The sequence below is a fragment of the Lactonifactor sp. BIOML-A5 genome (assembly GCF_009677585.1).
Taxonomy (GTDB): domain Bacteria; phylum Bacillota; class Clostridia; order Lachnospirales; family Lachnospiraceae; genus Lactonifactor.
Genome location: NZ_WKYV01000002.1, coordinates 153,005 through 172,824 on the forward strand (window position 1 = coordinate 153,005; position 19,820 = coordinate 172,824).

Here is a 19,820-nt window from a genome sequence, read left to right on the forward strand (position 1 = left end):
CTCCTTTTCTCTTCATTAGCTATCTATGGGTAACGGCTGACAGTCATCCTTCAGAAATACCGGAATGGTATCCCTTCCGCAAACTGCTTCAACCCGCTGACCGCCTTTATATCTTCTTCCTGTAGCATACTCCGTCCAGACTGGTCCGGCAGGGAGATAAACACTTCTGACAGTAATTCCGGGGTAAAGCACCGGAGCAACCAGAATATCACTGCCGTAGCAGTATTCATCCTCAATCTTCCAGCACTCCTCATCCTCCGGGAATTCATAGAACAGTGTCCGCATCACCGGAGTCCCTTTTTCATGGGCTTCCGCCATCAGTTCCCGGGTGTAGGGACGGAGAGCTTCACGAATCTCCATATATTTCTTACAGATCTCATAGACCTCCTCCCCATAGCTCCAAACCTCATTGGCTGCCCCGGAACAACAGGTTGCCCCTCCCGTGGTGCCCACCTGGGGCTGTCTGGGTTCCCGATCACCGTGGAGACGCATCACCGGACAGAAAGCGCCCCACTGAAACCAGCGGACGAACAGCTCCCGGAATGCTTCATCGTTGGGATTCCCTCCGTGAAATCCCCCGATATCAGTCGTCCACCAGGGGATCCCCGCAAGTCCCATGTTCAGGCCGGCAGCCAGCTGGTTTCTCATGCTGGAGAAACTGGAAGCAATATCTCCGGACCAGACAAGGGCTCCGTACTTCTGGCTTCCTGCCCAGGCACACCGGAGCAGATTGACAATATTCTTCTGTCCCTCTGCCTCCATTCCCTCATAGAACGCCCGGGCATAATCCACCGGATAGATATTGCCAATCTGGAGATTTGGCCCCAGATAGTACCGGTAGTTGTCAAAATCATAGGCGGTATACTCCGGCTCCGCCTCATCCAGCCAGAAGATCTTGATTCCTTTTTCATAGTAGTTCTTTCTGGCTTTTTCCCAGATGTATTCCCTGGCTCCAGGGTTGGTGGCGTCAAAATGAATGGTAGCCCCCTCAAAGTCCAGCCCCACCCGGAAGCCCCGGTCTGTGCGGATGAGATAGCCTTTCTCCAGCATCTCCTGATAGTTCTCACTTTCTCTGTCCACCGTAGGCCAGACAGATACCATAAGCTCTATTCCCATATCTTTTAGTTCCCGCACCATCCCATCGGGATCCGGCCAGTACACGGGATCGAACTTCCAATCTCCCTGTTTGGGCCAGTGGAAGAAATCTATAACGATCACATCTATGGGCAGGTTTCTTCTCTTATACTCCCTGGCCACAGAAAGCAGTTCCTCCTGGGTCTGATAGCGCAGCTTACACTGCCAAAAGCCTAAGCCATATTCCGGCATCATGGGCACGGTACCCGTCACACGGGCGTACTGTTCCTCAATCTCAGCCGGAGTATCCCCCGCTGTCACCCAGTAATCCATCTGCTTGGTGGAATAGGCCTCAAAGCTGGTAATGTTCTTGCCTAACACAGCCCGTCCCACTCCGGGATTATTCCAGAGGAACCCATACCCTCTGGAAGACAGGGCAAAAGGAACACTGGCCTGTGAATTCCGGTGGGCCAGCTCCAGGTCCGCTCCCTTAAGGTCAAGGTAGGGCTGCTGATACTGGCCCATCCCATAAATCCTTTCTTCAGGGTCTAGGGACTCAAACCTCAGAGTCAGATGGTAATCGCCCCCCGGGATAGGCTGAAACTCCCTGGCCTCCACTTCAATGGCGCTGCATTTGCTGTCTGTTACATCCTTTCGGTTCCTCATATACTCCTCTAACAGAAGCTTTCCGGCCCGGTTATAGATGAGAAGCTTTCCGGCCCATGTTACGACTGCTCGGATTCCTCCGTTTTTCAGTTCCGCCTCCCGGCTTTCGATTCTTATCTCTGTCTCCTGCTCCGGCTGTGGGAGGAGGGCCCAGTCAGTGTCCTCCATTGCCCGGTTTTTGGTGGCCCGGATGCGCAGACTGTTCTCTCCCCAGGGTTCTATCCACATCGTTTCCCCGTCATAGGTATAAATCAGCCTTCCATTTTCCTGTCGAAACATTTTGTTCTCCTTTCCGCTGTACCGGCATGCCGACTGCGTCAGCCTTTTACTGCTCCGCTGGTCATGCCGCTTATGATGTATTTCTGCATAAAGATAAAGATCAATGCCACTGGGATAATTGTGACTACCGCAAAGGCGGTGAGGTAGCTCCACTTGGTTCCGTACTGTCCCATAAAGTTAAAGATTCCTGCTGTGATAGGCCGTTTCTGCTGGTCGATGATAAAAGTCATGCCGTAAGCCAGATCCCCCCAGGCATACAGGAAGGAAAAGATAGAGCATACCATAACCCCCGGCTTTGCGATGGGAATCAGTACCCGGATAAATGCGGTAAACCGGTTGCATCCGTCTATATAGGCGGCCTCCTCCAGTTCCTTAGGGATCGAGGCAAAATAATTTTTTAAAATCAGAACTGAAAATGGAATTCCTATAGTAGCATCTGCCAGGATGGCTGCCACAGGTGTGTTATACGCGTGTATGTTCTTGAACATAATAAACATTGGTGTCAGAAGCACAGACACCGGAAGCATCTGGGTTACCAGAAATCCCAAAAGCACTACCTTTTTCCCCCGGAACCGGTATTTTGCAATTCCGTAGGAAGCGGGAACTGCCAGGATTACTGAGATTACCATGGCCCCTGCCGCAATTAGGAGACTGTTTCCAAAAGAACGGAACATGTTAAAGTCTCCGGTTTCTACCTGTGCCGCATACGACTTTGTATTCAGCACGTGGGGAAACAAGGTGGGGGGAACCTGGAAAATCTCCTGCTCCGTCTTCAGGGATGTCACTATAATCCAGAACAGCGGGAACAGCAGTACACACAGTACAAGAAGCGATGCGATACACAGGATCACATTCTTTCCGCCGGTTATTCTTTTCTCGTCTCCCATTATTCTTCCTCTCCTTTCGTTGTCATCCGCAGGTAGAACATACTGATAATCAGCAGAATGACAAACAATACATTTGCCACTGCGGAGCCCTTGCTGTATTTGAACATTTCAAAGGATAATTTATAAGAATAGGTGGAGAGCATATGGGTGGAATTCACCGGTCCCCCTCCCGTCATTACATATACCAGATCGAAGACCTTAAACGTATAGATAAAGCCTAAAATCAAAACGGATTCAATGGTGGGCTTCAGCAGCGGTAACGTAATCTTAAAAAAGGACTGGATTCTGCCGGCTCCGTCTATGGATGCGCTCTCATACAATTCCTGGGGAATGGTGGTGAGTCCTGTGGAAATCAGAATCATATTGAAGGGAATTCCGATCCACACATTGGCGCATACAATGGCAAACATTGCCGTATTCGTGGAGGTCAGCCAATCTATGTTTTCCTTGATAATCCCCAGTCCCTGGAGGATATTATTGAGAATCCCCACATCTGTGCCAAAGATAAATTTAAAGATAAGTGCTGTCACCGTGATAGGAATCATCCAGGGCATCATCAGAAGTCCCCGCACCGTCTTTGAAATCTTAAAATTCTGGTTGAAGAAGATCGCCAGGGCGAATCCGATGAGAAACTGGAACAGTAAACAGCATACGGTAAATAAAAGTGTGTTTCCCAAAGATTTTATAAATACAGGATCGTGAAAGATCTCTATGTAATTGGCCAGGCCCGCAAATGGCTTGTGAGCTGCGGTCAGTGTTTTCATGTTTACGTCCTGAAAGCTTAATATTATGTTGTCTACAATAGGATATCCTACGAATATAAGCATGTATAGAAATGCCGGAAGAACGAACAGATATCCGATATTGTCATACTGAAAAAACCGCTTCACTTTTTTCAAAATAACGCCTCCTCATTAATTTTGGGCAAAGATATGGAGTACACAGATCTTCCGCATACTCCGTATCTCTATGTATCCGCTTTTATTTTTTTACAATACTGTCAATGGTTGCCTGGGCATCGGCTGCTGCCTTGTCCGGTTCAGCTGCTCCTGTCATTACCTGATTAAAGGCCAGTGAGATGGCATCGGATACTTCCGGCCATTCTGCCAGAGGACCTCTTGCTTTGGCATAGTTTAATTCTTCTGTAAACTTTTGCATAACTGCATCATCTGTAAACTGTGTCTCTGCAATGGTTTTATCTGCTGATATGTAGCCGAATTTGTCCATCAGATAAGTCACCTGTTCCTGTTCTGTGGCATATTCCAGGAACTTAAGGGCACCCTCTTCATTGCCGCCGGCAATTACTGCATAGTTTTCACCGCCTAAGGCAGAGGCATATTCGCTGTCCTTGGGAATTAAGGTTACATCCCAGTTCAGGTCCGGTGCCTCTTCTTTCATAGTTGGAATCTGCCATGGACCATTGATCATCATAGCCACATTGCCGGAGATAAACTGGTTCATCACATCTCCCTGTGTCCAGTTGATGCACTCCTTGCTCATAGAGCCGGAATCAATGAGATCCTTTGCTAAAGTCAGGGCTTTCTTGCCTCCCTCTGAGTCGATGGTGTAGGAATCCGTGCCGGTGGACCATACCCACGGCATAAAGTTAAAGGTCCCCTCCTCGTTTTGAACGCTGCAGAATGCCAACCCTGTTACCTTGTCCTTTGTGAGAGCCGCTGCAGTATCTTTCAGTTCATCCCAGGTTGTGGGCGGAGTTAGGCCGGCCGCATCCATCATATCCTTGTTATAGTAAAGTCCCAGACAGTTTACTCCGAAAGGGACCCCGTAGAGACTGCCGTCTATGGTACAGGAATCCACCGCGCCCTGATAATAGCTGGATACATCAAACTTCCCTGTCAGATCTGCGAAGATTCCCATGGAAGCATAGGATGCATGGTCCGGGGAGTCCAAAATGGCAATATCGGGAAGCTCATTGGCAGATGCCCCGATGGAAAGCTGTTTCTTAAAGTCTGCAAACGGAACGTACTTGGCAGTTACCTGTATGGCATCCTGGGATGCGTTATAATCCTGAATTACCTTATCCAGGGCCTTCTGGTGTCCCTCTGTCTCCCAATAATACCAGATGGTCACGTCCTCTTTTTCTCCTGCCTCCTCGCCGTCGGACTTTGCCGCTGTCTCCGTACTGCTTTCCTTTGTGTCCTCATTACTGTCATTGCTTTTGCTGTCGCCGCACCCGGCAAGCATGCCCATGGCCATTGTCGCTGCTAAAAAAGCTGCTACTACTTTCTTTCTCATGAATAAATCCTCCTTATATTTGTTTATCAAAGAATGTCATTGCTGGAATGGCTTTCTGTTTTCTATGGTCTTATTCTATCTCAGATTTCCCGGTTCCAAAACTCTAAATAACTGAAAAAGGGTAGACATTTCTAAAGTAATCGGAAATGTCTACCCTTTTTTATTGATGCCGCTTTCTGTACTCTGCCGGAAGTTCTCCTGTCACCTCCTTGAATACTCTGCTGAAGTATTTGGGATCCGAATACCCCACGGCGGAGGCAATCTCATAGAGCTTCATCCGGGATCCTATAAGCAGCTCTTTTGCCTTTTTTACCCGGTACTTCTTCATATACGAGGAAAAATTACTTCCTGTCTCCCTGTGGAACTGCATGCCCAGGTATTCCGGCGTGATCTTCAGCTGCCCGGCGATCTCATCCAGCGTGATGCCCTGCCGGTAGAATTCGTGGATAAGGCTTTTCGTCCTCTGAATCAGATAATTGTCGTCTCTCTCCCCTTCCACAGGGATTCTGGCCGTCACCCCGGCAAGAATCTCCTCCAGTTCGTCATAGGTGACTGCAGACATAATATCCTCCAGAAGCTCCTGCTGTCCAACGGCTTTCAGAGGTTCAATATCAATTTCCTTTCCCACATTCAGGATACTCCACAGAAAGCGTACGTAGGATTCCTTAATCTCCCTGGGAGCATAGACAGTTCCATTGGCAAAGTACTCCCGGAAGGCCCTCCCCACCTGCTGAATCCTTTTTTGCCTGCCGGCACAGAGTTCCCTCCGCATCTCCTTCTCCAGCTCCACAGGGTAGGATAGCGGCTGGGTCTGCACCTGCGTAATCTTGGGATAGACAATAAGAACCGAGCTTCCCAGAACCAGCGCCCAGTCCATATACTTCTGCAGGGTCTGAAACGCGCCTGAGAGGCGGCTTAGTCCCTGAAAAGCATACCACCCCGCGCTCACTGCTCTCTGGCCTATCCCTCTGTGGTGTACCAGATAGTTGCTAATTTCACGTTCTGCCTTTGCCAGATCCCCCCACCGGTATAGCAGAACCAGGATCTCTGACTTTTCAGGAAGGTGGAACAGACAGTGGGGCACCCCGCCCATTCCCTTCAGCATAGTCTCTATCTCAATAGCCGTATGTTTCCTTTCTCTCTCATATTGCTTTCCCAGATAAAAACTAAGCAGCGCAAACTCTCCTCCCGGATCTATCCCATACTGTCCGGAAAGATAGGTTTCTAATTCTCTGTCCGCTGCCACCGTCCCCATGAGAAGCCCAATACAAATGTTCTCCAGAGACCGCAGCTTCTCCGGATGTTCCCCTTCGTTTCTCCTGGCCTCCTTTAGCTGATCCTCCACATTTTTTAGGGATTGAGCCAGCTCTCCCACCGCAACAGGCTTCAATATGTATTCACTTACTCCCAGGTGAATGGCCTGCTGTGCATAGGCGAATTCTGAATAGGCGCTGAGCACAATCGCCTTTATCAGAAGACCGTCCTTATGAAGCTCCTCCAGCATCTGCAGCCCGTCCATCTCCGGCATCTTAATATCTGTAATCACCAGATCCGGCCTGGCCGCTTTTACCAGTTCAAGTCCGGCCCAGCCATTTTCTGCCTCCCCCACGATCTCGTAGGATGGGTCTATCTTTCCCAGAAGCTTTGATATTCCCTCCCTGATTCTGATCTCATCCTCTACAATGACAATCCTCATTTTCCCACACTCCAGTCTTTTTCTCTCCCGTCCCTATTCCATTCTTGGTATCCACAGCGTAATCTCTGTCCCTTCTCCCGGACAGCTCTTAATCTCTGCCTGCGCCTCCTTCTCATAATACATCTTTAAGCGGCCAATGGCATTGCTGACCCCGATATGGGTTCTCTCCTGATCCTCTGCCGTCTCACCTGCGGCTAAGCGGTCTGCCTTCTCCTGCGGCATCCCTTTTCCATTGTCCTGTATCCGGATCCGGATGCGGTCCTCATCCCCGTCAATGGAGATTTTCAGAATATGCGTCCGGTTCACTCCTTCAAATCCATGGAGAATGGCATTCTCCACAAAGGGCTGGAACAGCAGTTTATGGATCCGGCATCCCAGTATCCCGGGCTCTGCGTTTATCTGACACTCAAAGGTATTTTTAAGCCTTGTCTGCTGCAGAAATATATACTGACGGAGCCACTCCACCTCTCTGCGTATCTCCACCATGGAGTTGCTCTTATCTAATCCGTACCTGAGTATCTGTGCCAGAGAATTAATGGTATTGCTGATCTCGTATTCATCCTTATCGATTGCCATCCAGTTAATGGTATCCAGAATATTATATAGAAAATGAGGATTAATCTGAGCCTCCAAAGCAGCAATTTCTGCATTTTTCTGACGCACAACCGCTTCCCGCTCCTTATCCATAGACTCTTCCACCTTACTGAGCATATGGTTAAACTGCCTGGCGATCAGCTCAATTTCTGTGGGCATACGCTTCTCATCCGGAATCCTCTGGGCCAGTCCGCCCTCCTCCACATTCTTCATAGTAGCGACTACTCTATATATGGAGCCTGTGAGATGGGCAACCGTAAAATGTATGATAATAACCAGCGCTGCCCCGGAGAGAATAACAATCAGGCATATAATGGTTCTCTGCTGCCGCAGCTGACTCAATGTGGCCGCCTGATTAGATGCATTGACAAAGGTAAAATCCAGCTTTTCATCATAATAAGCCTGAACAGCCAGGTGCTCCCCCGACATATAGCCCTCTGCCTCAAGGAACTGCTTTGCCTTTCTTACTTTTTCATCCTGTGTATCCTTTTTCCCCCAGAGTTTTGTACCGCAGCGGGCCGGATCATCAAAGGAACAGATCCTACCCTCCCCGTCCGCGATAAAGTTCATGGTTTGATACCGTCCATCCTCCATGCGTACGGTATCTTCATTGCAGATATCATTCAGCATTCTCTCATCAATGCTGACGATTACAACTCCATTTCTCTTCTTTACCTTTTTATAATCAATAATCCTGTTTGCCATATGAAATAAATAATAGTCATTGTTTCCCTGGGTAGTCGCGTACTGTGTGGAGTACATCACAGTGCCCGCTGTCCCTGATATCTGCTGAAATATTTCTCTCTGGGACAGTCTGAACCCGTCCAGCCAGGAATTCTTTGTGGTGGCAGCCGTAATCATATCATAGAAGACCGCCTCTCCGCTGGCTGTCAGTATGGTGATGGACTGGATATCCGGCTTTGCACTGGCATATCCTCTTAAAGCCCGGCGCAGCTGGTTCTTACTCACCGCCAGATCCTGGCCGGAGTTGATCTTGTCTGTCAGGGCCACAATGTTTTCATCCGTAAAAATCTGATAGAGCAGAGCATGATAGGCTTCAATGGATACAGCCGCTGTTTTGCTGGTCTGTGTCAGATTTGCATAGGTAAAAGTCTTCACATTATCGTTTACAATGCCGGAGGTGTTCTTATAGGTCCATATCCCTATGCCAATGAGAGGAATGATAGACACAATGATAAAAGACAGGACAATCTGTGTCTTAAATCCCCGGACAGCCTTTCGGATTCTTTTCATAGGTTTTCCCCTTTAGAGTTATTTCACAGTTTTTTTATATTTTGTATCATGTCACATTCTTCCTCTGTCTGCAATATATTATTGGAAATTTATGTTTCTGATTGCCGCTTTACTATCATTCTACCTGTATTGTCAAAAGTTAAAAGTCTAAATTTCCAAAAAAGGGGAGACATTCCTAAGATTCCGGTGGTAAACCAAAAAACTGCCGCCCGCCGGATGTTTGTCCTATCCGGCGGGCGGCAGCCCTATATTTTATATCAATTATTTAATTCGGTATCTTACGATCAGAGAATCCAGCATCTTCATAAACCGTTCATGGCCTTCCTCCGCCATCCCCGGCTGTCTGTAGACATCTTTGTATTCCATCAATACCCCATGGAACAGACAGCACTCCAAATCGCTCAGAAGCATGGCATCATCAAAGGTAAAGTATCCGGTCGAAGCTGCTCTCCGAAGCATTATCCGGTTTCTGCCCTGCAGGTCGTCATTAAAGAACACACTTGCAGAAAGGCCGTCGGAATGAATCCATTCATCCGGAAACAACTGGTAGTATTCGAAGATCGTGTCCCCAAGGTTCTCTTTGTACTTGCCCCAGAAGAGGGTCTCAAAAACATGAATATTCTGAAATGCATATTTAGAAAAAGACTCCCACATCAGTACTCCCATGTCCAGGGCGTTCATATTGGAGTTGAATATCTTCTGCAGATCTACCATATAGTCCTCCAGGAACTTTATGGAGGCAAACAGCAGCAGATGATCCAGATCATTAAAGTGCCTGTAAATAACTGTACTGGTACAGTTAGCTTTTGAAGCAATGGTGCGTATCTTAGTATCCTCGGGACCTACGTCCTTCAGAATCTCATATGTTTTTTGTATTAGTTCTTTCTTTTTGTTCTCTGCCATAGCGGCTCTCCCTAAACTTACTTAGAATATTATGACAACTGCGCCCCAAACGGGCGCAGCCATCATCAAGCTATCTAATTTTATACCAAAAAATTAATAAAAGCAAGTTCTTTCAGGGAATGTTCCTACTCTCTATAGCCTGCGTACGTTTTAGAGTGCCTCAATATATTTTCTGAGATCTGCGTCAACATCAGCCGGTAAAGTAGGCTCGCCGTAATCGGCAACAATCTGTTTCCATTTGGCATTGGCAACCTTTTCAATCGGCGTGCAGCCTTCTCTGTGCCACTGGTCGTAAGTCTGCCGGTTGCTGAGTCTTGGTCTGTAGAACTCATCTCTGAAGTTATCCAGTGTATGATCGTGGGTGAGGAAGATGCCCCTTGGGCCTACTTCTTCAATAACATCATAAGCGAGGGTTTCTTCGTTTACAGTAACACCCTGGTTGATTCTCTTGAGGTAGCCAATGATCTCGTCGTCAACAATGAGTTTTTCGAAAGATGTAGTACTGTAGGTATCAATAATTCCGGCTGCATGGAGGATAAAGTTTCCGCCTGCCATCTGAGCCATCATCAAGGTTATGGCTGACTCATAGGCCGCCTGAGAATCCATCATCTTAGAATCAGAAAGGGCACCGCTGATACGGCATGGAATCTGATAATACTTACACAGCTGTCCGTTAACCAGAGATACTACCGCATCCTCCGGCGATCCGATAGCCAGAGAGCCCGTAGCCATATCCGCATTGGAACCTGAAGCAGAATATACAATGGGTGTTCCCGGATTCACGCACTGGGCCAATACAATACCAGCCAGAACTTCTGCGTTCTGAAGCGATACCAGACCTGCAAGTGTAGCCGGTGTCGTCATTCCTGCCATAGACAGGGAGTTAACAAGCTGCGGCTGTCCTGCTTCTGCATAGGCAATGATAGCGCCTGCCATATTGTTGTCGTAACTCAGAGGCGTCAGGGTACAGGGGATGGATGCCATTACCGGTTTGTCTTTAATTGCATCCATGCCGCCGAACAGCATAGAGGCCATCTCAATACACTGTTTTGACTTCTCATATCCGTATACGCTGCCCATCAGCGGTTTATCGCTGTATTTTAAGGTATTGTACACCATCACCTGAGCGCGGATCTTTACATCAACATCATTGGGTTCACAGGAGATATGGCTCTGAATATCAATATTATCCAATTTATCACAGATTTTTACTATGTTAATAAAATCATCCAGGGTACCGCTGCGGCGTCCTTTGTCCATATCCGTAACAAACGGTGATCCGTAAGGTCCCACATACGCAGTCTTTTCGCATGTAATTTCAACATTCTTTTTAGGGTTTCTAGCATACATTGTAAATGAAGAAGGTACGTTCTTCAGCTCTCTCTCCACCATCTCTCTGGGGAAACGAATCAGATCGCCGTCAACCTTCGCACCTGCTTTTTTCAGGATTTCTTTTGCAGGTTCATAGGTAAAAATGATACCTACATTTTCCATTATTCTGAGAGAGTTCTCATGAATCTGTTCGATTTCATTCTGTGTTAATAATTGATATCTCTGCATTTACAAATACCTCCGTTTTCATTAAATAGGGGATTCCATTTGCTTCATTCCAAATCCTGCTATGATGCAATGCCGGCTCTTATATCCGGTTTTTCTTAACCACCTCCACACACGATACGGGCCCTCGGTGTGCCCCCCTGCCGCATGCACCGGTACCCTTATATCACTATGCGTAAAACAATATTTACATACCATTTGATAACAACATCATATCCCATTATGTTATCATTGTCAACATATTTTTACTGATATATTTCTTGTTTTTTATTAATTGTATGTTTAATTAAACCACTTCCATCTATTTATTAGGTTTTTATTTCACATGTTCATTGACACAGCATCCCATTTATGTTACCATCTTGTTATCATGATAACTATATAATTATGTTGCAGCACCGGCAGGCTTAATTCTGCTAACGCATTCTGCCTTTACCACAATCAGGCTGCCGGCAGCAAAACCGTTATCATTCAGGCACCGAACTATTATAGAAAGAATGGGGGGGGATACAAAGACAGCCAAAAACTAGGAACCTAACGTGCAAGGTATGTTTGTACCGTCAACCTGGCGGTGGAATGGAGACAATTTTATGAAAAAAATGGGTTTTAAAAAATTAATGATTTTTATTATTTTAAGTGCCACTGTTGCCCTCGCCTACCAGATTCCATATCTTCGGTACACATTTTATGATCAGATGACTGCAGCCCTGCATCTGAACGATACACAGATGGGACTGATGGCAACGGCAGTATCCCTTACCAGTACCCTCTGCTATCCCATCGGAGGCATATTTGCAGAAAAATTTTCCTGCCGGAACCTGATTATAATTTCATTGGCAGGACTGGCTGCATGTACAGTTGTCTATTCTATGACAACTAACTTCGTACTTTTGATGATCGTCCATATTCTGTTTGGATTCTTTGGGATTGCCACTTTGTGGTCTGCCTATCTGGCAGGTATCCGCTCTCTTGGAGATGAGGAGAACCAAAGTACTATCTTCGGCAGCAGCGAAGCTACCCGCGGTATTCTCCAGGCAATCTGCGGTTTTATTTTCCTGGGAATTATGGGTGCCGCCGCCTCTGTTGCCACAGGTTTCCGCTTTATACTCTTAGCAGGAACTGCTATCTGTGTAATATTTCTGGTTCTGGCATTTGTCTTCCTGCCGAAAGGCAATCTGAACGGCGACGAAGAAACCCAGGACAGCGGAAAATCTTATTCTATGCTGGATGCCCTCAAGTGTAAAGGGGTATGGATCACCATCGGCCTGGTTGCCTGTGCATATATTTCCTGGACACTGGGCAACGGCTATCTGACCACTTATACCGTGCGGGTACTCGGCGTTTCAGAGTCAACAGCCTCTACCCTCGGCATTGTCAGAAGTTATATTATTGTATTCCTGGCAGGATTTATCGGCGGCTGGCTGCTGGATAAGTTTACCTTCAAAGGAAAGGGATTCTTTGTATTATTCACAGCAGTCATTGCAGCTACGGCAGCAATGATACTCACCAACAAGGTGGTGCCGGTGTGTATTGCCATTACACTCATTCTTGCATTTATCGCCAATATAATGAAGTCCACCTACTGGAGCACTATGGGGCAGGCAGGCATACCCATAAAGATGACAGCAGTTGCCACTGGAGTTGTATCCTTTATAGCCTTTATTCCTGATTTTGTTATTCCTCCCATTGCCGGCGCATGGCTGGACCAGGCAACCAAAGCAGGGAATGTGGAAGCAGGCTTTAATAAAATCTTTATTCTGCTCTTCGCTTTCTCAGCAGCCGGACTTATCGTGTCAGTTATCTTAACAAGACAGACAAAATCACTGAAAAAGCAGGCATAAGATTTCGCCAGACATACTGCTATGCAAACAGCAAAAGGTGCAGAACTAACCTACGGGTTATGTCTGCACCTTTTTTATTGCCCCCCGCCAGCCTCTGCCCTTCACTTTTGTTAATATCTTTATTGCATTTTTATTTCTTTTGCCGACAAAAAAACATGCTAATATGACAAAATATTTCTAATTTTTTATATGTTTTTGTTTTTCTGTTTCATTACTCTAACGTTTTTAGCAAACAGCTTGACAATCAAATCATTTTATACGATTATATTGCCAACATATGGAAAAGCGCTTTTTTAAATATTACATTTACAAGTGAGGACACCATAATGAAGGAGAGAAAAGAACGGCTGCGGGAAAGGGAACAGGAGAAACGAAGGGAGGAGCGGGAAGATCAGGTAAGGCGCCAGAAGCTATATGTGCTGGCAGGCATATTGCTGGTACTAAGTATCTCTGCTGCGGCATTCCTGATAAAAGGCTGCGGAGACAGAAAGGCAAAAAACCCCGGACACACCGCACAGCAGGCGTCATCCCAGAGCAGCTCATTGGATGAGACCCTGACCCTTCTCGCGGCAGGAGATAATTTATTTCACGGCCCCTTAATAGAAACAGGAAAACAAAAGTCCGGCGGCTGGAATTATGACAGCATCTATGCCCATGTAAAGGACAAAATTCAGGCAGCAGATCTGGCTGTTGTCAACCAGGAAACTGTTTTTGTAAAAGACCGCTCCGAACTATCGGGATATCCGCTTTTCGGGACCCCAACAGAGGTGGGGGACGCGCTGGTCAATGCAGGATTCGATGTCATCCAACAGGCCAGCAACCATACCTATGATAAAAAAGAGCAAGGGGTTTTGGATACGCTGGATTTCTGGAGGGATAACCATCCGGGTATTGCTGTTCTCGGCATCCACAGCAGTAAAAAAGATCAGGAAAAGATTACTGTGGTGGAGAAAAAAGGTATTAAAATAGCTATGCTCAACTATACCTACGGGGTAAACGATAATAATCTCCCCTCTTCCAAATCTTATCTTATTGATATCTGGGACGAAACGAGAGTAGAGAACGATATTAAACAGGCAGAGAAGGAGGGGGATATTACTGTCTGCTTTCTCCATGCAGGGGAAGAATACTCTAAAAAGCCTACAAAAGATATGGAAAAAAAAGTAGATTTTCTTCTGCAGAACGGCGTTGACATTACCATCGGTGCCCATCCCCATGTACTGCAGGGGTATGAAATGAAAAAGAACCGGAAGGGCCACCAGATGCTTGTGTATTACTCGCTGGGAAACTTTGTGTCCACCCAGCAGAGGCCGGAGGCACTCCTTGGGGGACTTGCGGAAATTACACTGGTAAAATCCGCAGAAGACGGGAGTGTCAGTATCCGGGATGATTACGGACTCACCCCTATAGTTATGCAGTATGATGACGATCCCAGCGCACGAGCTGTCTATCTGCTGGAGGACTATACGGAGGAAATGGCGCAAAAGCACCGCATACACGTCTATTCCAACGAGGAATTTACTCTGAAGCGGCTGCAGGAGATGGCCGGGGAAATTACCGGTAATGTATACTCCTGACAACGCAAAAGTGCACAGGACGCCGGCCTTAGGCCGGTCACCTGTGCACCTTACATCATTCCTGCCAGTATCACACTGGCAATTATCCCTGCAACAGTAGCCATCAGTGCACCTGTGAGGGTGTATCTTGTTTTCTTTACCTTTGCTGTCATAAAGTAAACAGACATGGTATAAAAAATCGTCTCTGTGCAGCTCATCATAATGGACGCTATCAAGCCTATCTTTGAGTCGGTTCCAAATTCCTTAAACACATCAAGCACCAATCCGGTTGCCGCACTGGAGGAGAACATACGAACAATGGCCAGAGGCACCAGCTGGGACGGGAAACCTATATATCTGGTCCACTGCCCTATGAGATCTCCCAGGAGATCCAGGAAGCCTGACGCTCTTAAAATCCCCACGCCTACCATAAGGCCCACCAACGTGGGCAGTATCTGAACCACTGTCTTAAGACCGTCCTTTGCCCCTGTGACAAAATCCTCGTAGACATTCTTTTTCATGAGAATGCCATAGCCCACAATATAAAAAATTACCAGCGGAATAATCAAGTCTGAGACATAGAGTAAAATCTTCAATATAACCCCTCTGAACTGTCTTGTCTATTTATTTTACTCCGCCGGCCGTAAAAAAAGAACTCTCTTTTACGCTGCACTTCCATTTCCGTTGTTCCGTTTAGGGTTTCCAGCCGCGCATGCATGTTCAAATTCTTTTAACTTCTGCCTGGCTTCCGGATTCAGAGTTCTGGGCACCTGAATCTGTATTGTCACATACTGATCCCCACGCACATCCGGATTCTTCATAGAGACAACCCCTTTTCCCCTGAGGCGGATCTTAGTCCCGGACTGTACGCCCTCACGAATCCTGCACACCACATTTCCGTCAATGGTAGGAACCGTAACCTCCCCGCCGAACACAGCGGTGGTAAAAGGCACTTCTGCTGTGGTATAGATATCCATGCCTTTCCGGCAAAACCCTGCCTTTTCACCCACATGCACCTTCAGAAGCAGATCCCCCGGTTCTCCTTTACCGAGCCCGGGAAGCCCTTTGCCCCGGAGCCGAATGCTTTTGCCATTCTCTATCCCTGCGGGAATATGAACCTGGAGTGACTGCGCTTTGTCCCCCGGTGTCTCCGGATTCTGAAGCGTGATGATCTTGTCGCACCCAAAGGCCGCTTCATCAAATGTGACAGATAACTCCGCATGAAGATCCGGACCTTTGGACCGAAAACCTTCCCCGGAAAACCCTCTGCCGTAAAATCTGCCGGTGCTGTCAAATCCATCTCTATGAAATCCGCTGTATCTTTTTCTGTCTCTTCCTCCGAAGGCATCTCCAAAAATATCCCCGAAAATATCGTTCATATCGCCGCCCTCAAAATGAAATTCCCGGTAGCTGCCGTCAGAGCTGCTGTATGCATTTCCATATCCCCCTGTTTCCCCGGGCGTTCCCTCCAGACCGGCATGACCGAACTGATCATAGAGTTTCTTTTTCTCCGGATCGCTCAAAACCGTGTAGGCCTCAGTAGCTTCCTTAAATTTTTCTTCTGCCGCTTTATTTCCTGTATTTGTATCAGGATGATACGTTTTCGCAAGTTTGCGGTATGCTTTTTTGATTGTCTGCTCATCGGCATCTCTGCCAATTCCCAAAATTTCGTAATAATCCCGTTTTCTTTCCATTACTGCCACCTCCCTGCTGTGCAGTCAAAAATATTCCCCGGGAAGATTCCCGGGGAAACACAATATATTCTTATATGAAATACCCGGTATCCTCATAAGCTGCTGTTCTTATTCAATACCCGACCGCCGAATATAATTCTATAGTGCAGCGATACTTTGCGACTTACGCTTGTTGTTATATCTGTAATATAACAGCTATACTTTCATTTGTCAAGAGAAACGGCGAAAATTTATAAATCCTACTCTGCCTTTCCCATCCCTTCCACAATCTCACGTGTTTTCCAGGTTTTCAGGATTCCCAGGGAAAGCAGCATGCTTATAAGCAGGGCAACCAGCGATACCAGAAAAAAAGCAGGGAAGTTATACTGAAAGGGATGGCCAAAAGCACGCATGTCAGAGATTCTGTAGAGATACCTAAGTGCCGGCTGAGATATCAAAAACGCCACGGCTATGGACACCACGCACAGAATCGTATTTTCAAACAGCATCATTCGTTTTGTCATAGCCACACTCATTCCAATGGCCCGGAGCATACATACTTCTCTGGTCCTTGTCTGCATACGGTACCTCAGGTTATTTATCATATTGATCATCACTAAAACAAAAGCAATGACGGATATACCATAGACATAAACCATCTGTTTCTGATAGAAGGTTTCATTCTGCCGGATTTCCGAAATCAGGCTGCGGGCAGACACATTATCATTTTGACTGCTAACCTTAATCAGCTGTCTTTCCAGCTCCATCTGCCGGGACAGTGACATTTGGTTCCCGCCGTCCGCATACATACACTGGATACCGCTGTCTGGGGCAATCTTTTTTATCTGCTCATCGCTGGTGATCAGCAAAGGGTAGACCGTCCGGTTGCAGTCGTACATATAGGCAAAGGATACTATAGCCGCAACCTTATATGTTTTATACTCATATTCTGCCTGGGTATCTGTCAGATTGTCATACTCCAACGTGCCAGTATCCAGATCCTTCCTGTATTTTATCTGTATCTCATCCCCCACACGGTAGTCCATCAGGGGCGTGCCTTCTTTGTAGAAACCCGGATTTTTATTCTCCTTCGTGTCATCCGTTCGGAGCACAGAGAGAATCACCTCGTTCTCCCCGATCTCCTCCGGGTCAAAATCTCCGGAAATTACATGGCTTTTCAATGCCGTCAGCGCCTCGTTGTTGTATCCGTACAGGATAGATTTGTAGATCTGATTCCTCCCGTCATATCCCGCGTCCCCGTATCCGTATGTGTCTCTCAGCCTTTTGTTGTGTTCCTCGTAATAGCTGTCGTTTCTTTTCTTTCCGGCTTCATCCACAACACGCACCGGGATGCCGGATGCTGTCTTCACTGCTGTAATCCCCGGGATCTGTTCCATCTCCCGGGCGCTTTCTCTGGATATCCCCTCCCGGGCGGCGGCAAAAGCCTGCATTGTCATAGCATACTGTCCGTTTAAATACCACATTTCCTCTGTATCATTGCGGTATGCCTCCAGGGTCTGTGCCCGGTAAGCAAGGCCCGTAAATAAGGTAACTCCCAGACATACCGTGAGTACCACAAAAGCGCTGGTCTTCCTATCCCTGAAAATATATTTGCATGCCATCTGAAGAAGGGTGCCTGTCTTGCTCTCGGACTTCTCTAAGGCAAAAACGCTTCCGCTTTTCTTTTCCTCCCTCCCGGAACGCCCCCCGGATATGGTTTCTGTCACAGATGCTGACGCGATCTTTCTCCCTGTCATCCACCCCACCGTTCCAATCAGCAAAGCAGTCACTGCCACGCAGATAAGAATCAGCCACACAGGAATCACCGGAGCAAAGCTTACCTTTTCATTAAATAGATAGATTTCCATACCCCGATCGCCGGAGATCGCACTAATGAAGACTGACACCAGCAATCCCCCGACGATCCCCGCCGGAACCCCTGCGCAGTAGATAAGAAAGAGTTCGGATAAAATCATTCTCTGGAGCTGCCTCCGCTTCATTCCCACTGCCCTTAAAATGCCGTACTGTTTTTCTCTGGTTATAGTTGCAATGCGGTAAATCCCATAGAATACTACCATACAGATCACGAGAATTACACCGATCACCTTAACATCCGTCCAGTATAAATCCCGGAAATCTTCCCTCGCAGGACAGGTTCGTATCTGACTGCTTTGTATCCCCAGCTCTGTGCGCAGCTCTTTTATCCTGGAAGTATAACTCACCCCCTCCTTAAACTGCAGATACACAAGGTAAGAGTCTTCCGTTTGCTTATCCAGAGGGGTATACAGTTGGATCACTCCATATTTTTTATTACCCAGCATATCGGACAAAATGCCAACCAGTGTAACCTTCTTCGGCTCCCCGGTTTCCGGATCTGTGATGGTAAAGCTCTGGTTGACCGAGGGTTCTATCCCCAGATTTAAAAGAGCCCATTTCTCTGCGGCTACTTCCCCTTCCTGTTTGGGCAGTCTGCCCTCTATGGTCTTTGCCATCATGGTAACCAGCGTATCATCCCCCTTGACGAGAAACATGGTCTGATGGTTGCGCTGAAACGTATAGCGCCCCCCCTGCTCCACTGCCAGCCGCTGAATACTCCTGTCCTCTTTCAACTGCTGAACTTGCTGTTCTGACAGGTCCTCTATATAACAATCTGAGGGGGTAAACTGCGCCTTTGCCTGTATGTTAGCAATTCTGTGATTGGTATGCAGCAAAACCAGCATGGCAGTCAGGAGTGTAAAGGTCAGGGCAAAACTTAGAAAGATAGCCAGGGTGTTCTTCTTATAACTTTTTATAAATTGCAGGTGCAGTCTGCTGTCAGTTTCTCTGCCTTTCATTCTCCCACCTGCCTTTTCACAAGCTTTCCGTCCTCTATCCGCAGGATCCGATCCGCAAGCTGTGCAATTTCCTCATTGTGGGTAATCATCAGGATGGTCTGCCTGTACCTGGCGCTTGTTATTTTAAGCAGCCCCAGTACATCCTGACTTGTTTTTGAATCCAGATTCCCCGTAGGCTCGTCAGCCAGCACAATGGCGGGTTTTGCCGCCAGAGCCCTGGCAATGGCAACTCTCTGCTGCTGGCCCCCGGACAGCTGGCCGGGAATGCTTTTTCTCTTTTCCCGAAGTCCCAGAATCCCCGTGATCTCCAGTACGTACTCCTCGTCCACCCGCTTTCCGTCCAGTTTCAGAGGTAATATAATATTTTCCCATACATTTAACATAGGGATTAAATTGTACTGCTGAAAAATGAAGCCAATCTTCCTGCGCCGGAAGACGGTAAGCTCATCATCCGACAGCTCCTGAAGTTTTCTGCCGTCAACCACCACTTCTCCCCCGGTAGGAATATCCAGGCCCCCAACCATATTTAAAAAGGTAGATTTTCCGCTTCCCGAGGATCCTACGATCGCGGCAAACTCTCCTTTTTCTATGGTCAGATCAATGCCGTCCAGGGCACGAACCTGAGCCTCCCCTTTTCCATATACCTTTGTCAGCCCTTTTACTTCCAATATATTCATGTTTTCGTTCTCCTCCGCAAATGAAAATAGTCTGTATCTTATATACAGACTATACCATGCCAATATCTCAAAC

The 19,820-nt window shown here is 47.2% G+C and carries 14 protein-coding genes; 2 read left to right on the forward strand and 12 right to left on the reverse strand.

Annotated elements, in window-relative coordinates:
- Positions 1-15: 15 nt before the first annotated feature.
- The 8 genes from GKG41_RS02175 to GKG41_RS02210 form a co-directional block, all read right to left on the reverse strand.
- Positions 16-2,019, reverse strand: a complete 2,004-nt coding sequence (locus GKG41_RS02175; protein ID WP_154256794.1) for a glycoside hydrolase family 31 protein — start codon at positions 2,017-2,019, stop codon at positions 16-18.
- Between the two features lie 38 nt (positions 2,020-2,057).
- Entirely contained in the window at positions 2,058-2,906 is an 849-nt protein-coding gene (locus tag GKG41_RS02180) for a carbohydrate ABC transporter permease (protein ID WP_154256797.1), read from the reverse strand.
- Positions 2,906-3,805, reverse strand: a complete 900-nt coding sequence (locus GKG41_RS02185) for a sugar ABC transporter permease (protein WP_154256799.1) — start codon at positions 3,803-3,805, stop codon at positions 2,906-2,908. Before GKG41_RS02185 ends, GKG41_RS02180 begins: the two co-directional genes overlap by 1 nt.
- Positions 3,806-3,887: 82 nt before the next feature.
- On the reverse strand, positions 3,888-5,162 hold the full coding sequence (locus tag GKG41_RS02190; RefSeq protein ID WP_154256801.1) for an ABC transporter substrate-binding protein: 1,275 nt from the start codon (positions 5,160-5,162) through the stop codon (positions 3,888-3,890).
- A 160-nt stretch (positions 5,163-5,322) separates the two neighbouring features.
- Positions 5,323-6,858, reverse strand: a complete 1,536-nt coding sequence (locus tag GKG41_RS02195) for a response regulator (RefSeq protein ID WP_154256803.1) — start codon at positions 6,856-6,858, stop codon at positions 5,323-5,325.
- A gap of 33 nt (positions 6,859-6,891) precedes the next feature.
- Positions 6,892-8,706: a sensor histidine kinase gene (locus tag GKG41_RS02200; protein WP_154256805.1), complete on the reverse strand. Its 1,815-nt coding sequence runs from the start codon at positions 8,704-8,706 to the stop codon at positions 6,892-6,894.
- A gap of 261 nt (positions 8,707-8,967) precedes the next feature.
- Complete coding sequence (locus GKG41_RS02205; protein ID WP_072854108.1) at positions 8,968-9,609, reverse strand: TetR/AcrR family transcriptional regulator; 642 nt, start codon at positions 9,607-9,609, stop codon at positions 8,968-8,970.
- Positions 9,610-9,759: 150 nt separating this feature from the next.
- Positions 9,760-11,169, reverse strand: a complete 1,410-nt coding sequence (locus GKG41_RS02210; RefSeq protein ID WP_154256807.1) for a trimethylamine methyltransferase family protein — start codon at positions 11,167-11,169, stop codon at positions 9,760-9,762.
- Positions 11,170-11,756: 587 nt separating this feature from the next.
- On the opposite strand from GKG41_RS02210, the gene GKG41_RS02215 reads away from it, so the two are divergent.
- Together GKG41_RS02215 and GKG41_RS02220 are read left to right on the forward strand one after the other, a co-directional pair.
- Positions 11,757-13,007, forward strand: a complete 1,251-nt coding sequence (locus GKG41_RS02215) for an MFS transporter (RefSeq protein WP_173015506.1) — start codon at positions 11,757-11,759, stop codon at positions 13,005-13,007.
- A gap of 326 nt (positions 13,008-13,333) precedes the next feature.
- On the forward strand, positions 13,334-14,584 hold the full coding sequence (locus GKG41_RS02220; RefSeq protein ID WP_154256811.1) for a CapA family protein: 1,251 nt from the start codon (positions 13,334-13,336) through the stop codon (positions 14,582-14,584).
- A 50-nt stretch (positions 14,585-14,634) separates the two neighbouring features.
- Here the strand turns inward: GKG41_RS02220 and GKG41_RS02225 are convergent, their stop codons facing one another.
- From GKG41_RS02225 to GKG41_RS02240, 4 genes are all read right to left on the reverse strand, one after another.
- Positions 14,635-15,159 carry a nucleoside recognition domain-containing protein gene (locus tag GKG41_RS02225; RefSeq protein WP_154256813.1) on the reverse strand — a complete coding sequence of 175 codons (525 nt, stop codon included), beginning with the start codon at positions 15,157-15,159 and terminating at the stop codon, positions 14,635-14,637.
- Positions 15,160-15,225: 66 nt separating this feature from the next.
- The gene (locus GKG41_RS02230; RefSeq protein ID WP_154256815.1) at positions 15,226-16,257 is read right to left on the reverse strand and encodes a DnaJ C-terminal domain-containing protein; all 1,032 of its coding nucleotides are present in this window, start codon (positions 16,255-16,257) and stop codon (positions 15,226-15,228) included.
- Positions 16,258-16,496: 239 nt separating this feature from the next.
- Positions 16,497-19,070 (reverse strand): ABC transporter permease, encoded by a 2,574-nt coding sequence (locus tag GKG41_RS02235; protein ID WP_154256816.1) that lies wholly within the window; start codon positions 19,068-19,070, stop codon positions 16,497-16,499.
- Positions 19,067-19,747: an ABC transporter ATP-binding protein gene (locus tag GKG41_RS02240; protein ID WP_154256831.1), complete on the reverse strand. Its 681-nt coding sequence runs from the start codon at positions 19,745-19,747 to the stop codon at positions 19,067-19,069. Before GKG41_RS02240 ends, GKG41_RS02235 begins: the two co-directional genes overlap by 4 nt.
- Between the last annotated feature and the right edge of the window lie 73 nt (positions 19,748-19,820).